This is a genomic window from Streptomyces sp. NPDC029041, from assembly GCF_040637515.1.
Classification (GTDB): domain Bacteria; phylum Actinomycetota; class Actinomycetes; order Streptomycetales; family Streptomycetaceae; genus Streptomyces.
Genome location: NZ_JBEZWO010000001.1, coordinates 305,445 through 326,011, shown reverse-complemented (window position 1 = coordinate 326,011; position 20,567 = coordinate 305,445). Strand labels below are relative to the sequence as shown.

8 protein-coding genes are annotated in these 20,567 nt (G+C 72.1%); all 8 read left to right on the top strand.

The window, feature by feature from the left end; translation table 11 throughout:
- The first annotated feature begins 111 nt into the window (after positions 1-111).
- Complete coding sequence (locus AB0F04_RS01335) at positions 112-1,467, top strand: lysine N(6)-hydroxylase/L-ornithine N(5)-oxygenase family protein (protein WP_362036468.1); 1,356 nt, start codon at positions 112-114, stop codon at positions 1,465-1,467.
- Between the two features lie 138 nt (positions 1,468-1,605).
- A complete protein-coding gene (locus tag AB0F04_RS01330; RefSeq protein WP_362036466.1) occupies positions 1,606-2,667 on the top strand; it encodes an iron ABC transporter permease in 1,062 nt (353 codons plus the stop codon).
- On the top strand, positions 2,664-3,725 hold the full coding sequence (locus AB0F04_RS01325; protein ID WP_362036465.1) for an iron chelate uptake ABC transporter family permease subunit: 1,062 nt from the start codon (positions 2,664-2,666) through the stop codon (positions 3,723-3,725). The genes AB0F04_RS01330 and AB0F04_RS01325 overlap by 4 nt, the downstream gene beginning before the upstream one ends.
- Before the next feature lie 41 nt (positions 3,726-3,766).
- Positions 3,767-4,621: an ABC transporter ATP-binding protein gene (locus AB0F04_RS01320; RefSeq protein ID WP_362036463.1), complete on the top strand. Its 855-nt coding sequence runs from the start codon at positions 3,767-3,769 to the stop codon at positions 4,619-4,621.
- A gap of 91 nt (positions 4,622-4,712) precedes the next feature.
- Positions 4,713-5,771 (top strand): iron-siderophore ABC transporter substrate-binding protein, encoded by a 1,059-nt coding sequence (locus AB0F04_RS01315; protein WP_362036461.1) that lies wholly within the window; start codon positions 4,713-4,715, stop codon positions 5,769-5,771.
- Between the two features lie 4 nt (positions 5,772-5,775).
- Entirely contained in the window at positions 5,776-7,563 is a 1,788-nt protein-coding gene (locus AB0F04_RS01310; RefSeq protein ID WP_362036459.1) for an ABC transporter ATP-binding protein, read from the top strand.
- Positions 7,564-7,620: 57 nt separating this feature from the next.
- On the top strand, positions 7,621-18,531 hold the full coding sequence (locus AB0F04_RS01305; protein WP_362036457.1) for an amino acid adenylation domain-containing protein: 10,911 nt from the start codon (positions 7,621-7,623) through the stop codon (positions 18,529-18,531).
- The gene (locus AB0F04_RS01300; protein WP_362036455.1) at positions 18,521-20,218 is read left to right on the top strand and encodes an ABC transporter ATP-binding protein; all 1,698 of its coding nucleotides are present in this window, start codon (positions 18,521-18,523) and stop codon (positions 20,216-20,218) included. Before AB0F04_RS01305 ends, AB0F04_RS01300 begins: the two co-directional genes overlap by 11 nt.
- The last annotated feature ends 349 nt before the right edge of the window (positions 20,219-20,567 follow it).

The following is a 20,567-nucleotide window of genomic DNA, read 5'->3' as shown; positions in this document are numbered from 1 at the left end:
TTGTTTAGCTTAGGCTCACCTAAGTTCGTTGGCGTGTCGCGTCGTCGGCATGCCCGTCTCCCCTTCCCTTCACACCTGACACGCGCGGCTGCCCCGCACGATGGGAGTGACATGTCGCAGGTTCTTCCCGATGACGCATCACCGGTCCACGACCTGATCGGAATCGGCTTCGGGCCGTCCAACGTGGCCATGGCGATCGCGCTCCGCGAGCACAACACCCGCGTCGGCGGGCAGGGGGCGATCACCGCTCACTTCTTCGAGCAGCAGCCCCGCTTCGGCTGGCATCGCGGCATGCTCATCGACGACGCCACCATGCAGGTCTCCTTCCTCAAGGACCTGGTGACCCTGCGGAACCCGGCCAGCGAGTACAGCTTCCTCTGCTACCTGCAGAGCAAAGGCCGGCTGATCGACTTCATCAACCACAAGAACCTGTTTCCGCTGCGCATCGAGTTCCACGACTACTTCGAATGGGCCGCGGCCCAGGTCGGGGACATGGTCTCCTACGGCCACGAGGTCGTCGGCGTCGCGCCCGTGGCCCGGGACGGCGTCGTGGAGCACCTGGAAGTGACCGTCCGCTCGGGCGGCGGCCTCGAGGTCCACCGGGCCCGCAACCTGGTCATCGGCACCGGCCTGCGCCCCCTCATGCCCGAGGGTGTGGAACGCGGCGAACGCGTCTGGCACAACTCCGAACTCCTGGCGAAGGTCGATGAGCTGGAGGGCACCTCGCCCTCACGCTTCGTCGTCGTGGGCGCCGGCCAGAGCGCCGCCGAGAACGTCGCCTACCTGCACCGCCGCTTCCCCGGCGCCGAGGTCTGTGCCGTCTTCTCCCGCTACGGCTACAGCCCGGCGGACGACAGCAGCTTCGCCAACCGGATCTTCGACCCGCAGGCCGTCGACGAGTACTTCGCCGCGCCCGAGGACGTCAAGCGCCGGCTGATGGACTACCACGGCAACACCAACTACTCCGTGGTGGACATCGACCTCATCGACGACCTCTACCGGCAGTCGTACCAGGAGAAGGTGCTCGGCACCGAGCGGCTGCGGTTCCTCAACGTCTCCCGGCTCACCGGCGTCAAGGAGACCCCGTCGAGCGTCCGCGCCACGGTGACGTCCCTGGTCACCGGCGAGGAGACCGATCTGGACGCGGACGTCGTGGTCTTCGCCACCGGCTACAGCCCCGTCGACCCCACGAGCCTGCTCGGGGAGGTCGCCGACCGCTGCCTGCGCGACGACGAGGGCCGCGTCCGCGTCGAGCGCGACTGGCGCATCGCGGCCGACCCCGCCCTGCGCTGCGGCATCTACCTCCAGGGCGGCACGGAGCACACGCACGGCATCACCTCGTCGCTGCTCTCCAACACCGCCATCAGGGTGGGCGAGATCCTGGACTCCCTCCTCGGCCGCGGCGCCGAGCCCGCCGCCGACCGGACGCGCACGGTGGCCGACGGCACGGGCAGCACCGCCCGCTAGCCACTGCGCCAGGGGTTCCGGCCCCACCGATCGGCCGCCGCGCCGCCGTGGCCGGGCGTGCCGCCCCCGCAGCACTTCGGGCGTCGCAGGCGCCGTCCGGTCAACTCGCCCACCGCACAAGGGATAACGTACGTCGACATGGGCACGACTGCTGCAGTGGAGCGCCCCCCGGTCAAGGGCTCGACAGCGACCCGCCGACGACGGGTCGCGGGTCTGGGCACCCTGGTGACGGTCCTCGTGATCGCCGTGGTCCTGTCGCTGGCCGTCGGCGCACGCGCGTTGAGCCCCGCCGAGGTGTGGCACGGACTGTCCGGCGCCCCGGACCCCGACCGGCGGCTCACGGAGATCAGACTCATCGTCGAGACCGTACGGGTGCCCCGCACGGTCCTCGGGATCGTCGCCGGCATCGCCCTCGGCGTCGGCGGGGCGCTGATCCAGGGGTTCACCCGCAACCCGATCGCCGACACCGGCCTGCTGGGCGTGAACTCCGGTGCCTCGTTCGCGGTCGTGCTGGCGATCTCCGTGTTCGGGCTCGGCGACCCGTTCCAGTACGTCTGGTTCGCCTTCGCCGGGGCGGCCGTCACCGGTGTCGTGGTCTTCGGTCTTTCGAGCATCGGGCGCGGGGCCGGCAACCCGCTGACCCTCGCCCTGGCCGGTCAGGGCGTCACGGTGTTCCTCGCGGCGATGACCACCGCCGTCGCGCTCTCCGACCAGGCGGCGCTGAACGCCCTGCGGTTCTGGAACGCCGGTTCCCTCGCCGGGGCCGGATTCGACGTCATCTGGCCGGTGACCGCGTTCATCGGCGCCGGTCTCGTGCTGGCCCTGACCACGCTGCCCTCCCTCAACCTGCTCAACCTGGGCGACGACGTGGCCCGGGGCCTGGGTGTGAACATCGCGCTGAGCCGGACCGCCGGTATCACCGCCATCACCCTGCTGGCGGGCGCGGCGACGGCCGCGTGCGGCCCCATCGCCTTCCTCGGCCTCATGGTCGCCCACGTGGCCCGGTACCTGACCGGCCCGGACTACCGCTGGCTGGTGCCCTGCGCCGGTCTGCTCGGGGCCGTCGTGCTGCTGCTGTGCGACATCGTCGGCCGACTGGTGGTGCGGCCGGGCGAGCTGGACGCCGGCGTCGTCGTGGCGCTGCTCGGCGCCCCTTTCTTCGCGGTTCTCGTGTGGCGCGGAAAGTTCAGGAAAGCATGAACATGACCGAGGTGAAGCCGTCCCTGCCGCCGGGTGTGCGGCTCGGCCGGGTGTCGTTCGTCTGGCGGCCCTGGCTCCTGTGCGTCACGCTGCTGCTGGCGGCGGCGACCTTCCTGGTGTTCTGCGTGTCCATCGGCGTCGGGGACTTCCCGATCGGCCTCCCGCAGGTGATCGCCACGCTCTTCGGGCGGGGCGAGCAGGTCGACGAGTTCGTCATCATGGACCTGCGGATGCCGCGCGCCCTGGCCGGGATCGTCGTGGGTGTCGCGCTCGGGGTGTCCGGGGCGCTCACGCAGTCCATCGCGCGCAATCCGCTGGCCAGCCCCGACGTCCTGGGGATCACCTCGGGGGCCAGTGCCGTCGCGGTGTTCCTGGTGACGGTCTCGGGCGGGGCCGCCGCGGCGGTCGTCAGCTCCGTCGGTCTGCCGGCCGCGGCGCTCGCGGGCGGTCTCGGCACCGGTCTGCTGGTGTACTTCCTGGCCTGGCGGCGGGGTGTCGACGGCTTCCGGCTCATCCTCATCGGCATCTCGGTGAGCGCCGTGATGGAGGCGATCACGGCCTGGCTGCTGGTCACGGCCGACATCAGGGACGTGGCCCGGGCTCAGGCGTGGCTGGTGGGCTCGCTGGATGGCCGCTCCTGGGGCGAGGTCCGGACGGCCCTGTGGTGCGGGATCGTCCTCCTGGCCGTCGTCTCCTGCGTCGCCTTCCAGTTCAGGCCGATGCACTTCGGCGACGAGGTCGCCGCGGGCCTGGGCGTCCGGTACGCGCGGGTGCGGGCGGTCCTGCTGCTGTGCGCGGTCCTGCTGGCCGGTGTGGCGGTGAGCGCGGCGGGCCCGGTGCCCTTCGTCGCGCTGGTGGCACCGCAGGTGGCGATGCGTCTGGCGCGCTGCCCCACACCGCCGATGGTGGCTTCGGGTCTGACGGGCGCGTTGCTGCTGACCGGCTCGGACCTCGTCGCCCGCACGGCGCTGCCGGTCTCGCTCCCGGTCGGCGTGGTCACCGCCGCGATCGGCGGGCCCTTCCTCGTCTATCTGCTGGTGCGGGCGAACCTGCGGTAGATGTACAAGAGTCAGTGAACCGGAGCAAGGGGGGACGACCCGTGGTCGTACAGTCCGTCACCGAGGCCGCGGCCGGCGGCACGTCGCGGCTCGCAGCCAGAGGTGTCACGGTCGGCTACGGCGGCCGGGTCGTCATCGACAAGCTCGACGTGGCGATACCGCCCGGCGTGATCACCACGATCATCGGCCCCAACGGCTGTGGCAAGTCGACCTTGTTGCGCACCCTGTCGCGGCTGCTCAAGCCGGCCGGCGGGACGGTCGTCCTGGACGGTGAGGACATCGGCAGGCTACGGACCAGGGACGTGGCGAAGAAGCTGGGCCTGCTGCCGCAGGCGCCGGTCGCGCCGGAGGGGCTGACCGTGGCCGACCTGGTCGCCAGGGGACGCCACCCGCACCAGAGCTGGCTGCGGCAGTGGTCGTCCGACGACGCCGACGTGGTGGAACGCGCCTTGGCCATGACCGGCGTGTCCGACCTGGCCGACCGCCCGGTCGACGCGCTGTCCGGCGGGCAGCGTCAGCGCGTCTGGATCTCGATGACGCTGGCTCAGGGCACCGATCTGCTCCTGCTGGACGAGCCGACGACCTATCTGGACCTGGCGCACGCCCTCGACGTCCTCGATCTGGTCGACGATCTGCACGAGTCCGGCTGCACCGTCGTCATGGTGCTGCACGATCTCAATCTGGCCGCGCGCTACAGCGACCACCTCGTGGTGATGCGGGAGGGCTCGATCCTGGCGCAGGGGCATCCGCGGGACGTCGTCACCGCCGAACTGCTGCACGAGGCCTTCGGGTTGCACGCCCGGGTCATCGACGACCCGGTCGGCGATCGGCCGCTCATCGTGCCGATCGGACGGGCCCATGTGCGGCCGGGACACCCACCGGCACAGGAGGGTTAGTAAGGCTAGGCTAACCTCACTATCGCACGGTAGGGTTTGGCTGCCCTTAGGCGAGGGTGCAGCGAACTGGCGCGACAGCAAGGGGATTTGAATGCTCCTCCATCGAACGACGCCCGGAAAGCCATGGCGGCGGCTGGCGGCGGTACTGTCCGCGGCCGCCCTCGGCGTCGGTCTCCTCGCGGGGTGCGGTTCCGACTCGTCGGATTCCCCGGGCGACAAGGGCGAGGGCACTCGGGCCGCGGCCGGCGGCGACTTCCCGGTCACCGTGGAGCACGCGTTCGGATCCACGACGGTCGAGAAGACGCCCCAGCGGGTCGTCTCCGTCGGCTACACCGACGACCAGACCGTCCTGGCCTTCGGCATCAAGCCCGTCGGCATGGTCGACCAGTACCCGAACCCGCCCGGCAAGAGCCCCGACATCAACACCCAGTGGCCCTGGGTGAAGGACAAGTGGGGCGACACCAAGCCCGAGGTCGTCATGGAGAACGGCGACTCCGGCCCCAACTACGAGAAGATCGCGGCCCTTCGCCCCGACCTGATCGTCGCGGTGTACTCCGAGATCGACCGGGCCGCCTACGACAAGCTCTCCAGGATCGCCCCGACGGTGGCCCGCACCAAGGGCGAGAAGGAGCCCTTCAGCGCTCTCTGGCAGGACAACGCCCTGCACATCGCCAAGGCGCTCGGCAAGGCGGACGAGGGCCAGAAGATGGTCGACGACATCCAGGGGCAACTGGACTCGGCCAAGAAGGCGCATCCCGAGCTCGGCAAGCAGACCGCCGTCGCACTGTCCTGGTACAAGGACTCGGTGGCACCCTTCACCTCCACCGACGTGCGCGGCCGGCTCGTCACGGGCATCGGCTACCGGTACCAGACCGAGATCGACAAGGTCGCGGGCGGCAACTTCTACACCACGCTCTCGCCCGAGCGCATCGACCTCGTCGACGTCGACCACGTCTTCGTCATCAACGACAAGGCCGACACCGAAGCGCTCAAGAAGTTCAAACTGTTCGCCAACCTCGACGCCGTGAAGAAGGGCAACGTGTCCTACCTGCTCGACAGCGAGGGACCGGCGGTCGGCGCGGCCATCTCCCAGGGCACCCTGCTGTCCATGCCGTACGCGATCGACGAGCTCGTCAAGTCGGTCGAGTAGGGAAGTGAGCGCCACCGACACGCGCGTCGTCCCGGCGGCCCTGCGCACGACGACCGGACGCGAGGCCGCCCGCTGGGTCGCGCAGCACTGCCGCGCGATGCCCGGGCTGACGCTCGCGACCGTGCTCACCACGGTCGCGGGGGCGGCGCTCCAGGTGCTCCCCGTGCTCCTGCTCGGCCGGGTGGTCGACGGCGTCGTCGGGGGCGAGGACCGTTCGGTCCTGGTCACGATCGGGGTGCTCATCGGGGCCGCCGCGCTGCTCGGCGCGGCGGCCACCGCGGTGTCCACCTACCTCATCGGACGGCTCGGCGCGGATCTGCTCGCGCGGCTGCGCGAAGGCGCCGTCCGGGCGGTGCTCGGCATGCCGAGCGCACGCATCGAGCAGGTCGGCCGGGGGGACGTGCTCTCCCGGGTCGGAGACGACGTGGCCGTCATCTCCAAGGGCATCCGCACGGCCGTCCCCACGGTGTTCTCGGCCGGCGTGCTGGTCGTCATCGCCACCCTCGGCATGTTCGGGCTCGACTGGCGGCTCGGCCTGGCCGGCGCGGGCGCGCTGCCCGCCTACGCGCTGGCGCTGCGCTGGTACCTGCCCCGGTCCGCCCCGCTCTACCGGAGGCAGCGCGTCGCCCAGGCCGACCGGGCCCAGGCGTTCATCAGCGGCCTGAACGGCATCGACACGGTCCGGGCCTACCGCCTGGAGGGAGCCTTCCGCGAGAAGGTCACCACCGAGTCGTGGCGGGTGCGTGAGCTCGGCATCGAGGTGTTCCGGTTCTTCGGCCGGTTCGTCGGCCGGGAGAACCGCGCCGAGTTCATCGGTCTGGTCCTGATCCTCGTGGTGGGGTACGCCCTGCTGGAGGCCGACGCGGCCACCCTGGGCGAGGTGTCGGCGGCTCCGCTGCTGTTCCACCGGCTGTTCACCCCGCTCGGCGCCATCATGTTCACCTTCGACGAGGCGCAGAAGTCGGGCGCGAGCCTGACCCGTCTGGTCGGGGTGCTGGGGGAGTCGCCCGAGGAGCGGCTGGTCGGCGACGACTCCGTGACGCAGGCCCCTGCGGGGGCGTATCCGGTGACGGTCGAGGGGCTGACGTTCCGTTACCCCGGCTCGCAGGAGCCGGTGCTCCGGGAGGTGAACCTCGCCATTCCCGCGGGGAGCTCCCTCGCCCTGGTGGGCGCCACGGGCGCGGGCAAGACCACGCTGGCCGCGCTGATCGCGGGGATCGGCGCCCCACAGGCCGGGTCGGTGCGCGTCGGGACGACCGATCTGGCCGACCTGGACGAAGCCGGGGCCCGGGCCCTGGTCAGCATCCTGACGCAGGAGACGCACGTGTTCTCCGGCCCGCTCGCCGACGACCTGCGGCTGTCCGCGCCCGGGGCGAGCGACGCGGAGCTGATGGACGCGTTGCGCACCGTCGGCGCCGAGGGGTGGGTCGCCGCGCTGCCCGACGGGCTGAACACCCCGGTCGGTGAGGGCGGTGAGCGCCTGGACGTCACCAAGGTCGCCCAGATCGCCCTGGCGCGGCTGGTGCTGGGAAGGGCGCCGGTGGTGGTGCTCGACGAGTCGACCGCGGAGGCCGGCAGCGAGGGCGCCGCCGAGCTGGAGCGGGCCGTACGGGCCGCGTGCGCGGGGCGGACCACGCTGTTCGTGGCGCACCGGCTGACCCAGGCGATGGCGGCGGACCGGATCGCCGTGCTCGACGCGGGACGCGTCGTGGAGCAGGGGACGCACGAGGAACTGGTGGCTCTGGGCGGCCGGTACGCACGACTGTGGCGGGCCTGGCGAGAGGGTAGTTAGGTAACCCTTATTTAGGCTACCCTAACTCCACATTCTGGAAGGGACGCTGAGTCTTCGATGATGGAACCGCGTGCTCGTCTCGTACCGCTTTCTCCCACGCGCCTGGCCGATGTGCGCCGGCGGATCGGCGACTACCCGGACCGGACCATCAACGAGGCCTGCGCCGTCGGCCTGTCGTACTGGGCGACGGGCCACAGCCCCGAGGGCATCGACCTCACCCCCGGCACGCTCTTCGCCGACGTCCTCGGCTTCGTCGGCAACGGCGGGACCGCGTCCGGCGGTTTCGGGGTCACCCCGGACGGCCGCGGCATCACCGTCCCCGAGGGCGTCACCCCCGAGGACGCGCAGCTCGCGCTGGACGACCTGGCCGACTTCCCGGACCGGCCGCTGGGCACCATCGGCCCCTCCAGCGTCGCGGCCCGGGTGCGGACTCTCGCCGAGTGGAACGACAACCGGGCCGACCGGGACCGCCCCACCCTCGTGGAGATGTTCCGCCGGCAGGCGCACGCACGACCGGACGCCGTGGCCGTCGTCGACGAGCACCGCTCGCTGACCTACCGTGAAGTCGCGCAACACGCCGCCCAGTTGTCCCATCACCTGCGCGCCCGCGGGCTCGGCTGCGAACAGGTCGTCGGCATCTCCCTCACCCGCTCCGCCGACATGGTCGTCGGGCTGCTCGCCGTGCTCCAGGCCGGCTGCGCCTTCGTACCGCTCGATCCGCAGTGGCCCGCCGCGCGCCGGGCCGTCGTCATCGAGGACGCCCGGGTCGTCGTGCAGCTCAACGCCTCCGGCGAGCACGATCCGGCCGAACCGGACGCCCTGGCCGTCGACCTGGGCGACTGGCGGTACGGCGCGTACCCGGCACAGGCGCCCGACGTCACCGTCCTCGGTGACGCGCTGGCGTACGTGATCTTCACGTCCGGTTCGACCGGGCGGCCCAAGGGCGCGATGATCCGGCACGAGGCGATCAGCGAGCGCCTGCTGTGGCAGGTGAACGAGATCCTCGGCTTCGGCCACGACGACGCCTCACTGTTCAAGGCGCCGCTGTCCTTCGACATCTCCGTCAACGAGATCTTCCTGCCGCTGGTCTCCGGCGGCCGGCTCGTCGTCCTGCGGCCCGGCGGCGAACGCGACCCGCACCACCTGCTGAGCGTCATCGCCGAACAGCGCGTCACTTTCACCTACCTGGTGTCGTCCATGCTGGACGTACTGCTGGAGATGGCCGGCGACTCCGGCCGCCTGGACAGCCTGCGGCACGTGTGGTGCGGCGGCGAGGTCCTCACGCCCGAACTGTACGAGCGTTTCCGCACCAAGCTCGACAACATCCCCATGTACCACGGCTACGGCCCCGCCGAGACCACCATCGGCGTCTCCCACGTCATCTACCGGGGCGCGGCGGAACGCCTGTCGACATCCATCGGCAAGGCCAACCCCAACACCCAGCTCTACGTCCTGGACGACGAGCTGCGCCCCGTCCCGGTCGGCGTGGGCGGTGAACTCTACGTCGGCGGCTTCCTCCTGGGCCGCGGCTACGTGGGCGCGCCCGGTCTGACCGCCTCCCGCTTCGTCGCCAACCCCTTCGCGAACGACGGCTCCCGCCTCTACCGCACCGGCGACCTCGCCCGCTTCGCCCCCGACGGATCGCTGGACTTCCTCGGCCGCGCCGACAACCAGATCAAGATCCGCGGCATGCGGCTGGAGATCGAGGACGTGGAGGCCGGCCTCGCCGAGCACCCCCGGGTCCGGCACACCTGTGTCGTCGCGAAGAAGAACACGGCCGGCGGCACCTACCTCGTCGGCTACGTCATACCGGCCGCCGGCGCCGAGGACCTGAACGCGGACGAGGTCAAGGCGTGGGCCGCGGCGCACATGGTCGAGTACATGGTGCCCGCCCACATCGTGGTGCTGGAGGAGTTCCCGCTCACCGCCAACGGCAAGCTCGACCGCAACGCCCTGCCCGAGCCCGTGCTCGGGACGGGCTCGTTCACCCGCCCCACCAGCGACGACGAGCGGGCGGTCTGTGCCGCGGTCGCGCAGGTGCTGCGCCTCGAAGAGGTCGGCGTCGACCAGGACTTCTTCCAGCTCGGCGGCGACAGCATCCTGGCGATCTCCCTGCTGAGCGCACTGCGCGAGCAGGGCCTGCACGTCACGGCACGGCAGATCTTCACCCACACCACCCTGGGCGCGCTGGCCGCGGTCGCAAGCCGCGAGGACGTCTCCGCCGTGGACCACGCCGATGTCGCCACCGGCGCCGTCGTCGGCTCACCCATCGTGCAGTGGCTCGGCGAAACCACGGACGCCGTCGACGGCTTCGTCCAATCGGTCGTCCTGAACACCCCCGCGGACCTCACCGCCGATGCCCTCGACACGATCCTCACCGCCCTCCTCGCCCGGCACGACATGCTCCGCGCCAAGCTCGTGCGCGGCAGCCGCTGGAGCTTCGACATCCCCGGGGCCGAGCGGGCCCAGCCCGGCTGGCAGCGCAGCGACCGGCCGCTCGACGAGTGCATCGCCCTCGCGACGGCCGGGCTCGACCCGGCGAACGGCGTGATGCTCCGGGCCGTCTGGCGCCCCCGGGCGCGCCACCTCGTCCTCGTCGCCCACCACGTGGTCGTCGACGGCGTGTCCTGGCGCATCCTGATGGAGGACCTGGCCACCGCCTGGCGACGGTACAGCTCGGGCGAGCCCGTCGGACTCCCCCCGGTGGGAACGTCGTTCCGGCGCTGGACGCAGCTGCTGGAACGCGCCGCGTTCGACGCCGACAGCTCGACCTACCGGAGCCCCCTGCCAGGCGTGGACCAGCCGCTGGCCCGCCGCGCCCTGGCCGAGACGGACACCGTCGCCGGCGAACGCCTGCGGACCGTCACGGTCGGCCCCGAGGTCACGGCCGCGCTGCTGGGCGAGATCCCCGCGAGGTTCCACGCCGGCGTCAACGACGTCCTCCTCACCGCCCTCGCCGTCGCCCTCGCCCGCTGGCGCCGCGACCTCGGCCAGGACCAGACCTTCGCCCACATCGAGCTCGAAGGGCACGGCCGGGAAGGGCAGTTCGTGGCGGGCTCGGCCGGGTTCGAACCGGATCTGTCCCGGACGGTGGGCTGGTTCACCACCCTGTTCCCGGTCACCGTGGACCCCGGCGCGGCGTCCGACCTCACCACCCCCGCGTACCTGACCGCCGCCCTCAAGGCCGTCAAGGAGGACCTCGCCCGGGTACCGGACAACGGCATCTCCTACGGCGCCCTGCGCTACCTCACCCACAGCGAGTTCGACGCCCCCGCACCCCAGGTGCTCTTCAACTACCTCGGCCGCTTCGCCGCCGGTGCCCCCGGCGACTGGCAACTCGCCGGAACCACCGGCCGGCTGGGCGAGAAGCGCGACCCCCGGATGCGCCTGCCGCGCGCCCTGGAGTTCAACGCGATCGCCGAACCCGCCGCATCCGGCGCGTACGAGCTGGTCACCACCATCTCCTGGCCCGACGGCCTGTTCACCGACGCCGACATCACGGCACTCGCCGACCACTTCCGCACGGCCCTGACCGGACTCGCCGCACTCGACCAGGGCGGTCACTCGCCCAGCGACTTCCCCCTCGTCCCGCTCACCCAAGCCGACGTCGACGCCCTGGACGGCCCGGAACTGCGGGACATCCTCCCGCTGACCCCGCTGCAGGAAGGCCTCTACTTCCACTCGGTCTTCGACGACGACTCCGCGGGTGCCTACGTCGAGCAGCAACTGCTCACCCTGGACGGCGACGTGGACGCCGACCGGCTCGCGGCGGCGGCCACCCGGCTGCTCACCCTGTTCCCCAACCTGGCCGCCCGCTTCACGGCCCTCAGCGACGGCCGCGTGGTCTCCGTCCTGGAGAACGGACTCCAGGCCCCCTTCACCACGCTCGACCGTCCCGGCATCACCGCCGAGGAGATACGCGCCCTCGCCGAACGGGACCGCCGCACCGGGTTCGACCTGACGAGCGGCCCCCTCATGCGGTACACGCTCATTCGCGCCGGCTCCGGCCGCAGCGTCCTCGTGCAGACCGTGCACCACATCATCGCCGACGGCTGGTCGGTGCCGCCCATGCTCCGCGCCCTGCTCGCCGAGTACCACGCGCCGGGCACCGTCCATCCGCTCGGCGGCTTCGCCGACTACGTGCACTGGCTCGCCGGACGCGACGCCGCCGAGAGCGACCGCGTCTGGCGTGAGCAACTCGCCGAACTATCCGGCCCCTCACTCATCGCCGAAGGCCACACGCCCTCCGACCGGTTCGCCGACACCGCCGTGGAACCCGGGGGCGGCTTCGACGCCGCCGTCCGCGAGGCCGGCGTGCCGCTGAGCGTCGCCGTGCACAGCGCCTGGGCCGTCACCCTGGGCGGCATCCTCCACGGACGGGACGTCGTCTTCGGCTCCACGGTCTCCGGCCGCGACGCCGATGTGCCCGGCATCGAGGAGATGGTGGGCCTGTTCATCAACACCATCCCCGTACGCGCTTGTTGGACCCCCGAGACCACCGCGGCCGGCCTGCTCACCGCCGTACGCGACCACCAGAGCGCCGTCCTGCCGCACCAGCACGTCTCCCTGGCCCGCATCGGCCGCCAGGCAGGCTCCGGTTCCCTCTTCGACACACTCGTGGTGTTCGACGTGGCCACCGACCTGACCTCGCTCCGGAGCCCCGGCGACACGCTGACCATCACGGCCCTCGTCAACGAGGGCGCCCCGCACTACCCGCTGACCCTCGTGGTCGAGCGCGCACCCGACGGCCGTCCGCGCTTCAACCTCATCTACGACGGTGAACTGCTGCGCGAGACGACCGCCCGGTCGATCCTGCACACGTTCAGCCGGACCCTGACCGGCCTGCTCGCCCACCCGGACACCCCGGTCGACGACCTGGCGGCGGGAGCCGGACGACGCCCCGCCCCCATCACCCCGACCACTCTGGGCGGACTGTTCGACATCGCGGCCCGCCGCGACCCGGCGGCCACCGCCGTCACCCAGTGCGGCCTCGACGGCGCCACCCGCTCCCTGACCTACGGCGAGCTGTCCGACGCCAAGAACGACCTGGCCTCCGCCCTGCGCGCGGCAGGAGCCGGCCCGGGCAAGCGGGTCGCCGTGGCCGCCCCCCGCTCCCTGGAGCAGGTCGTCGCCCTCGTCGCAATCGCCGGCACGGGTGGCGCGTACGTCCCCCTCGACCTGGCCTACCCGGACGAGCGGCTGGAGTACATCCTCGCCGACGCGACCCCGCAGGTCGTCCTCGTGGACCGGGACCAACGCGACCGCTTCACGGACCTCCTGGCCCGGGCGGGGGTGCCGGCCCGGGTGCTGGTCCAGGGCGAAGAGCCCCCGGCCGCCCGCAGGGAGCCCGCCCCCGAGCCCGACTGGCACACCCCCGCCTACGTGATCTACACCTCCGGATCCACGGGCCGCCCCAAGGGCGTCGTCGTCCCGCACTCCAGCGTCGTGTCGCTGCTCGCCAACACCCGACCGGACATGGACTTCGGCCCGGGGGACGTCTGGGTCCAGTTCCACTCCTTCTCCTTCGACTTCGCCGTCTGGGAGCTGTGGGGCGCGCTGGCCCACGGCGGTGAGCTGCTGGTGCCCGAGTACGCCCTGACACGCTCCCCGGTCGACTTCCACCGGCTGGTCCGCGAGCGCGGCGTCACCGTCCTCAACCAGACCCCGTCGGCCTTCTACCAGTTCATCGAGGCCGACCGACTGGCCGGCGAACCGCTGCCCGCACTGCGCCGCATCGTCTTCGGCGGCGAGGCACTGGACCTCGGACGGCTGCGCGGCTGGGTCGAGCGGCACGGCACGACCGCACCCGAGCTCGTCAACATGTACGGCATCACCGAGACCACCGTCCACGTCACCCACCGGGTGCTCACCGACGAGGACTTCACCCCCGGCAACGACGTCAGTCCCATCGGCGGTCCGATCCCCGGTCTGGTCACCCACCTCCTCGACGACCGGCTCCGCCCGGTGCCGCCGGGCCGCCAGGGCGCCATCTACGGCGCCGGTGACCAGGTGTCCCTCGGCTACCTGGGCAGGCCCGCCCTCACCGCGGGCCGCTTCGTGGCCGACCCGTTCGCAGCCGACGGTTCCCGCATGTACCACACGGGCGACCTCGCCATCCGTACCCTCGACGGCGAGCTGGTCTTCACCGGCCGTGCGGACGACCAGGTGCAACTCAAGGGCTTCCGCATCGAGTCGGGCGAGGTCGAGGCCGCGATCAGAGACCTCGACGGCGTGATCGACGTGGCCGTGACGGTGGCGGACACCGGGGATCACCTGGTGGCGCACGTGGTGGGCACGGTGCCGGACGACTTCGAGAGTCGGCTGTCGGAGAAGCTGCCGGTGCACATGGTCCCGGGCCGGGTCCGGACCATCGATGCCCTGCCCCTGACGGTCAACGGCAAGCTCGACCGACGGGCCTTGGCGGAACGCCCCCTCGGGGGCGCGGGGAACTGCGCGACCAGCCACAGCGCACCGGCAGGCGAACACTCAGCGCTCGCCACGCTGGTGGAGATCTTCACTGGGACACTGCCCGGCACCGCGGTGACCGCCGACACCGACTTCTTCCGCGCCGGAGGCGACAGCATCATCGCCATCACGGTCGTGAACAGGGCCCGCACCCTGGGGCTGCCCCTCACCCCGCGGGACGTCTTCCTGCTCAAGACCCCCCGCGCACTGGCCGCGCACCTCGGAACGAGCACGAACACCCCCCGGACCGCTCCGGAGACCACCCCCCGCGAAGACGGCCCCCTGCCCCCCACCCCGATCATCCTCCGCCAACGCGAACTCGGCGGCTCCCTCACCCGCTTCGCCCAGGCCAGGACCCTCCAGGCCCCCGAGGGCACCGGCTACGCCGACGCCGTACGCGCCGCGAACGCCGTGGTCGCCGCGCACCCGGTCCTGCGGCTGCGCCTCGACACCGCACACGGCGTGTGGGCCCTCCGCACCGACCCCGCCCACGAGATCACCGTCGTACGCCCGGACACGACCGACGCGGCGGCCGTGGCGGACGAGGCGGCCGGACGGCTCGACCCCGAGTCGGGCGAAGTGATCGCGTTCGCGTGGCTGGAGGCGAGCAGGACCCTGGTCGTCACCGTCCACCACCTCGCCGTCGACTCGGTCTCCTGGCTGATCCTGCTGGACGATCTGGCCGCGGCCCTGCGCGGTGAGCCCCTCGCCCCGCCGACCACCCCCTACGCCGAGTACGCCGAAGCCATGACGCTCCGGGCGACCCAGGACCTTGACGACCTCGGCCACTGGATCACCACCCTCCAGGCCCCCGACCTGCTGCCCACCCCGGGCCCTTTGCGCCGGACGACGGTCGTGGTCGCCTCCGACGTGAGTGACCACCTCACCCGCACCGCGCCCTCCGCACTCGGCGTCGGTCTCACCGAGCTGCTCTGCGGCGCCCTGCGCACCGCGCTGACCAGGATCCAGCCTTCGCCCACCGACCTCGCGATCGACCTGGAGCGGCACGGCAGGGTCCCGGCCCGCGCACAGCACGACTACACCCGTACCGTCGGCTGGTTCACCTCCATCGCACCCGTACGGCTCACTCCGCACACCGATCCCGTCGCCGCCGCGCACGAGGTCGCCGAGCGCCAGCCGGACGAGGACGGGCACGTCGCCCACGGCCTGCTCAGGTACCTCAACCCGCAGACGGCCCCCCTGCTCACCGCCCGCCCGCAGGTGCTGTTCAACTACCTCGGCCGGGGCAGCGAGTCCCAGGCACTGCACCTCACGCCCGGCGACCAGGGCAGCCCGTACGCCGTCGAGGTCAACGCGTGGACCGACGAGGCCACCGGAGGCCTGCTCGCCGAGTTCACGCTCGCCGACGGCGTCCCCGACGAGATCACCGAGCACTGGCGCAGCGCCCTGGAGCACCTCGCGGACGCCGCGACGACGGCCGAGCGCACCGCCCCCGTCACCCCGCTCCAGCGCGGCCTGTTCTTCCAGGCCCAGCTGGCGGGCCCGGCCGGACACTACGTCGCACAGAACTGGTTCACCTTCGACCGGCGCCTGGACACCGGCGCGCTGGCCGAGGCGATGGCGCACGTGATCGCCCGGCACCCCGTCGTCGGCGCCGGTTTCACCACCGACGACGACGGCGACCCGGTGCAGGTCCTCAAGGCCGGCCGGCGCGTCGGCGTGCGTACGGTCGACCTGGCGACGGACGCGGAGGTCGACGCCCTGCGCGCCCGGGACCGCGACACCGGGTTCGACCCGGGCGAGCCGCCCCTGATCCGGCTGACGGTCGTGCGTCTGCCCGGCGGCCGGGACGGTCTGCTGCTCAGCTACCACCTGCTGCTGTGGGACGGCTGGTCCCGCGAGATCGTCCTGCGCGACCTGTTCGACGCCTACCGAGCCGTCCTCGCCGGCGAGCCGCTGGACAACGCACCGGCCACGCCGGGCTTCGAGGAGTACGCCCGGGCGCTCGCGGCACGGGACTCCGCCGCATCGGAGCGCTTCTGGGCGGACCAGCTGGCCGCCCTGCCCGGCCCCACCCTGCTCGCCGGGCCCGCGCCGGCCTTCTCGGACGACCTGCCGAAGGCCCTCGTGCACACGCTGTCCGCCGCACGGTCCGACCTCGTGCGCGAGGCGGCCCGGGTGCACGGCGTCACCCTGAACTCGGTGCTGACCGGCGCGTTCGGCCTGCTGCTCGGCGCGCACACCGGCCGCGCCGACGCCGTGTTCGGCGTGACCGTCTCCGGCCGCGAGGGCGAGGGACTCTCCGACATCGTGGGCGTGCTGCTCAACACCGTGCCGATGTGGACCCGGGCCCGCCCGGACGACACCGTCCGCGCCTACCTCACGGCCGTACAGAGCGCCCGGGTCGAGGCGATGGAGCACGAGCACCTCGGGCTCGGCGAGATCCAGCGGGCCAGCGGGCACGACACCCTGTTCGACAACCTGTTCGTGCTGCAGAACTTCCTGGACATGGACGCGTTCGCCGAGATGAACGCGCGGCACGGCATCACCGCGGTCAAGGCCGACGACTCCACCCACTATCCGTTCACCTGGGTCGTCACGCCCGGCGAGCGGCTCACCGTCAAGCTGGAGTACCGCGACGGCGACACCGGCAACGCCCGCCGTCTCCTCGACGACTACCTGCGCGTCCTCGAGGACCTGTCCCGGGCGACCGGCCCGGTCGGCGCGCTGCGGGGACCGGGCGCGGTGCCCGAGCCGGCCGTACGCACCGACGTCGGCACGGACACCGTCGTCGACCGTTTCGACCGGGCGGCGGACCGCGACCCGCGGCGCGTTGCGCTCGTCGCCCACGGCTCGACGATGACGTTCGCCGAACTCCGCGACCGCAGCAGGGCCGTGGCCGGCGTGCTCGCCGCGCGCGGCATCGGGCCGGAGACCACCGTGGGCCTCGCGATCCCGCGCTCCCTCGACTGGGTCGCGGCACTGTTCGCCGTCCTGCGGGTCGGTGCCGCGTACGTGCCGCTGGAGCTGGACCATCCGGACGAGCGGATCGCCGCCATCGTCGGCGACGCCCGTCCCGACGTGACCCTCACCGTGAGTGCCGTCTCGCCCCGGCTGACCGGCGAGCTGATCGAACTGGACCGGCCCCTTCCGGAGACAGAGCCGTTCGTGACGTTCGCGCCGGACGACCCCGACCGTCTGCGCCACCCCGCGTACACGATCTACACCTCCGGCTCCACCGGGAAGCCCAAGGGGGTGGTGACCGAGTACGCCGGTCTCACCAACATGCTGATCAACCATCAGCGCCGGATCTTCGAACCGGTGCTGGCCGAGCACGGCCACCGGATCTTCAAGATCGCCCACACCGTGTCGTTCGCCTTCGACATGTCGTGGGAGGAGCTGCTGTGGCTCGCCGACGGCCATGAAGTGCACATCTGCGACGAGGAGTTGCGGCGGGACGCGCCCCGGCTGGTGGAGTACTGCCGGGAGCACGGGATCGACGTCGTCAACGTGACCCCGACCTACGCGCAGCAGCTGGTGGCGGAGGGCCTGCTCGACGACCCGGCACGGCGGCCCGCGCTGGTCCTGCTGGGCGGCGAGGCCGTCACCCCGACGCTGTGGCAGCGGCTCGCCGAGACCGAGGGCACGGTGGGTTACAACCTGTACGGGCCCACCGAGTACACCATCAACACCCTCGGCGTCGGCACCTTCGACTGCCAGGACCCGGTGGTGGGCGTCGCCATCGACAACACGGACGTGTACGTCCTGGACCCCTGGCTGCGGCCACTGCCGGACGGGGTGCCCGGCGAGCTGTACGTGTCCGGCATCGGCATCGCACGCGGTTACCTCGGGCAGCCCGCGCAGACCGCGCACCGCTTCGTCGCCTGCCCGTTCGGCGAGCCCGGGGAGCGCATGTACCGCACCGGCGACCTGGTGGTCCGCCGGCCGGACGGAAACCTGATGTACCTGGGCCGCACCGACCAGCAGGTCAAGATCCGCGGCCACCGCGTCGAACTCGGCGAGGTCGAGGCGGTGTTCGCGGCGCACCCGGCCGTGCGGTTCGTCGCCGCGGTCGCCCAGCCCGACCCGCAGGTCGACGGCGCCCACCGGCTGGCCGCCTACCTGGTCCTGGACGGCGCGGACCTGGCGGCCGTCGCCGCCGAGGTGGGCGCCGGGCTGCCGGACTTCCTGCGTCCCACGCACTACGCGCAGGTCGACGGCATCCCGCTGACGGTGAACGGGAAAGCCGACACCAAGGCGCTGCCCGAGGCGAAGCCGCTGGGCGCGCTGACCACGGCGGGGGAGCGGGGCCCGCGGACCGAGACCGAGACCGTGGTGTGCGAGTACTTCGCCGAGGCACTGGACCTGGACGACGACGAGGTGAGCGCGGTGAGCGACTTCGTGTCCCTGGGAGGACACTCCATGCTGGCGGTGCGGCTCATCGGGCTGCTCCGCCGCGAGTACGGTCCCGTCATCACCATCCGCGATCTGTTCACCCTGCGCACCCCGGAAGCGATTGCCCGCCACCTCGATGACAACTGACACCCAGCGGCCCCGCGGGGCCGCCATCCTGCGGACCGCCCTGCGCCGCAACATCGGCGCCATGGCCTGGGGCACCCTCCTCATGGGCCTCTACCAGGCCGGTGAGACGGCCTTCCCCATCGCACTCGGCATGATCGTCGAGCACACGATGCGGGACGGCCGCAGCCTCCAGGCGCTCGCCTGGTCGATCGGCGCGCTGGCCGTGATCATCACGACCGTCTCGCTGTCGTGGCGGTTCGGCATGCGGATCCTGCAGAAGGCCAACACCACCGAGGCGCACCGCTGGCGGGTGAAGGTCGCGGCCTGCGGCCTGCAGCCCGTGGCCCGGGACGTCGGCCTCAAGTCCGGCGAGGTGCTGACCATCGCCACCGAGGACGCCGACCAGACCGCCGACATCATCGAGGTGGTGCCGCTGCTGATCAGCTCGCTGGTCGCGGTGCTGGTCGCGGCGGTGGCCCTGGGCCTGGCCGACGTCCGGCTCGGCCTGCTGGTGATCGTGGGCACCGTCGCGATCCTGTCCGTGCTCAGCGTGATGTCCAGGCGGATCGGCAGCAGCACCCAGGAACAGCAGGCCCGGGTGGCACGGGCGGGTGCGAAGGTCGCCGACCTGATCACCGGCCTGCGCCCACTGCACGGCTTCGGCGGCAACCACGCGGCGTTCCTGTCGTACCGGAAGGTGAGCACCGAGGCGAAGCACCAGTCGATCACGGTCGCCAAGGTGAACGGCGCCTACGCGGGCACCGCACTGGCCCTCAACGCGGTCCTCGCCGGCGCCGTGACCCTGACGGCCGGCTGGCTGGCGTTCGAGGGCCGCGTCACCATCGGCGAACTCGTCATGGCGGTGGGCCTGGCGCAGTTCATCATGGAGCCGCTGAAGCTGTTCTCGGAGATGCCCAAGTACGTGATGATCGCGCGCGCGTCGGCCGAGCGGATGGCACTGGTGCTGTCGGCCCCGCCGGTCATGACGCCGGGCTCCGCACGCCCGTCACCGGGCAGCGGCCTCGAGATCGACTCCGTCCGCCACGGCACCCTGGCCGACCTGAAGTTCCGGGTGAAGGCGGGTGAGTTCGTCGCCATCGCCCCCTACCAGCCCCGCGCGGCGGCCGACCTCGCGGCCGTCCTGGCCGTGCGGGTCCCGCCCACCGCGTACGAGGGGACGGTACGGATCGGCGGCCGGGAACTGGGCGACCTGGCCGTCGAGGCGGTCCGTGAGCACCTGCTGGTCAACCCGTACGACGGGGAGATCTTCGCGGGCACCCTCCGCACCAACATCGACCCGGCGGGCACCAGCCGGACCGTCCCCGACGCCGTCGAGGCCTCCATGCTGACCGACGTCGTCGCCCTGCACCCCGAGGGCCTCGACTACGGCGTCCGCGACCGGGGCGCCAACCTCTCCGGCGGCCAGCGCCAACGCCTGTCCCTGGCGCGCGCCCTGGCCGCCGACACCGAGGTCCTCGTTCTGCACGATCCGACGACGGCGGTGGACGCGGTCACCGAACAACTCATCGCCCGCAACGTGGCGAAGCTGCGCCGGGGCCGCACGACGATCGTGATCACCAGCAGCCCGGCCTTCCTGGACGCGGCGGACCGGGTCCTGGTCCTGGACAACGGCACGATCACAGCCGAGGACACCCACCGCAACCTGCTGGCACAAGACCAGGACTACTGCTCGGCGGTGGCACGCTGACCATCGGGGGCGCGGGGAACCGCGCGACCGGCCCCCAGGCAGCGGCACCCGGCAAGGGCGCTGCACGCGAAGTGCTTTCATCAAGGGGCTCGGGGGGGACTGGCCTCAGGGGCGCGGGGAACTGCGCGACCAGCCCCCACGCGCCGGCACCCGGCAAGGGCGCTGCACGCGAAGTGCTTTCATCAAGGGGCTCGGGGGGGACCGGCCTCAGGGGCGCGGGGAACTGCGCGACCAGCCCCCAGGCACCGGCACCCGGCAAGGGCGCTGCACGCGAAGTGCTTCCATCAAGGGGCTCGGGGGGACCGGCCTCAGGGGCGCGGGGAACTGCGCGACCAGCCCCCACGCACCC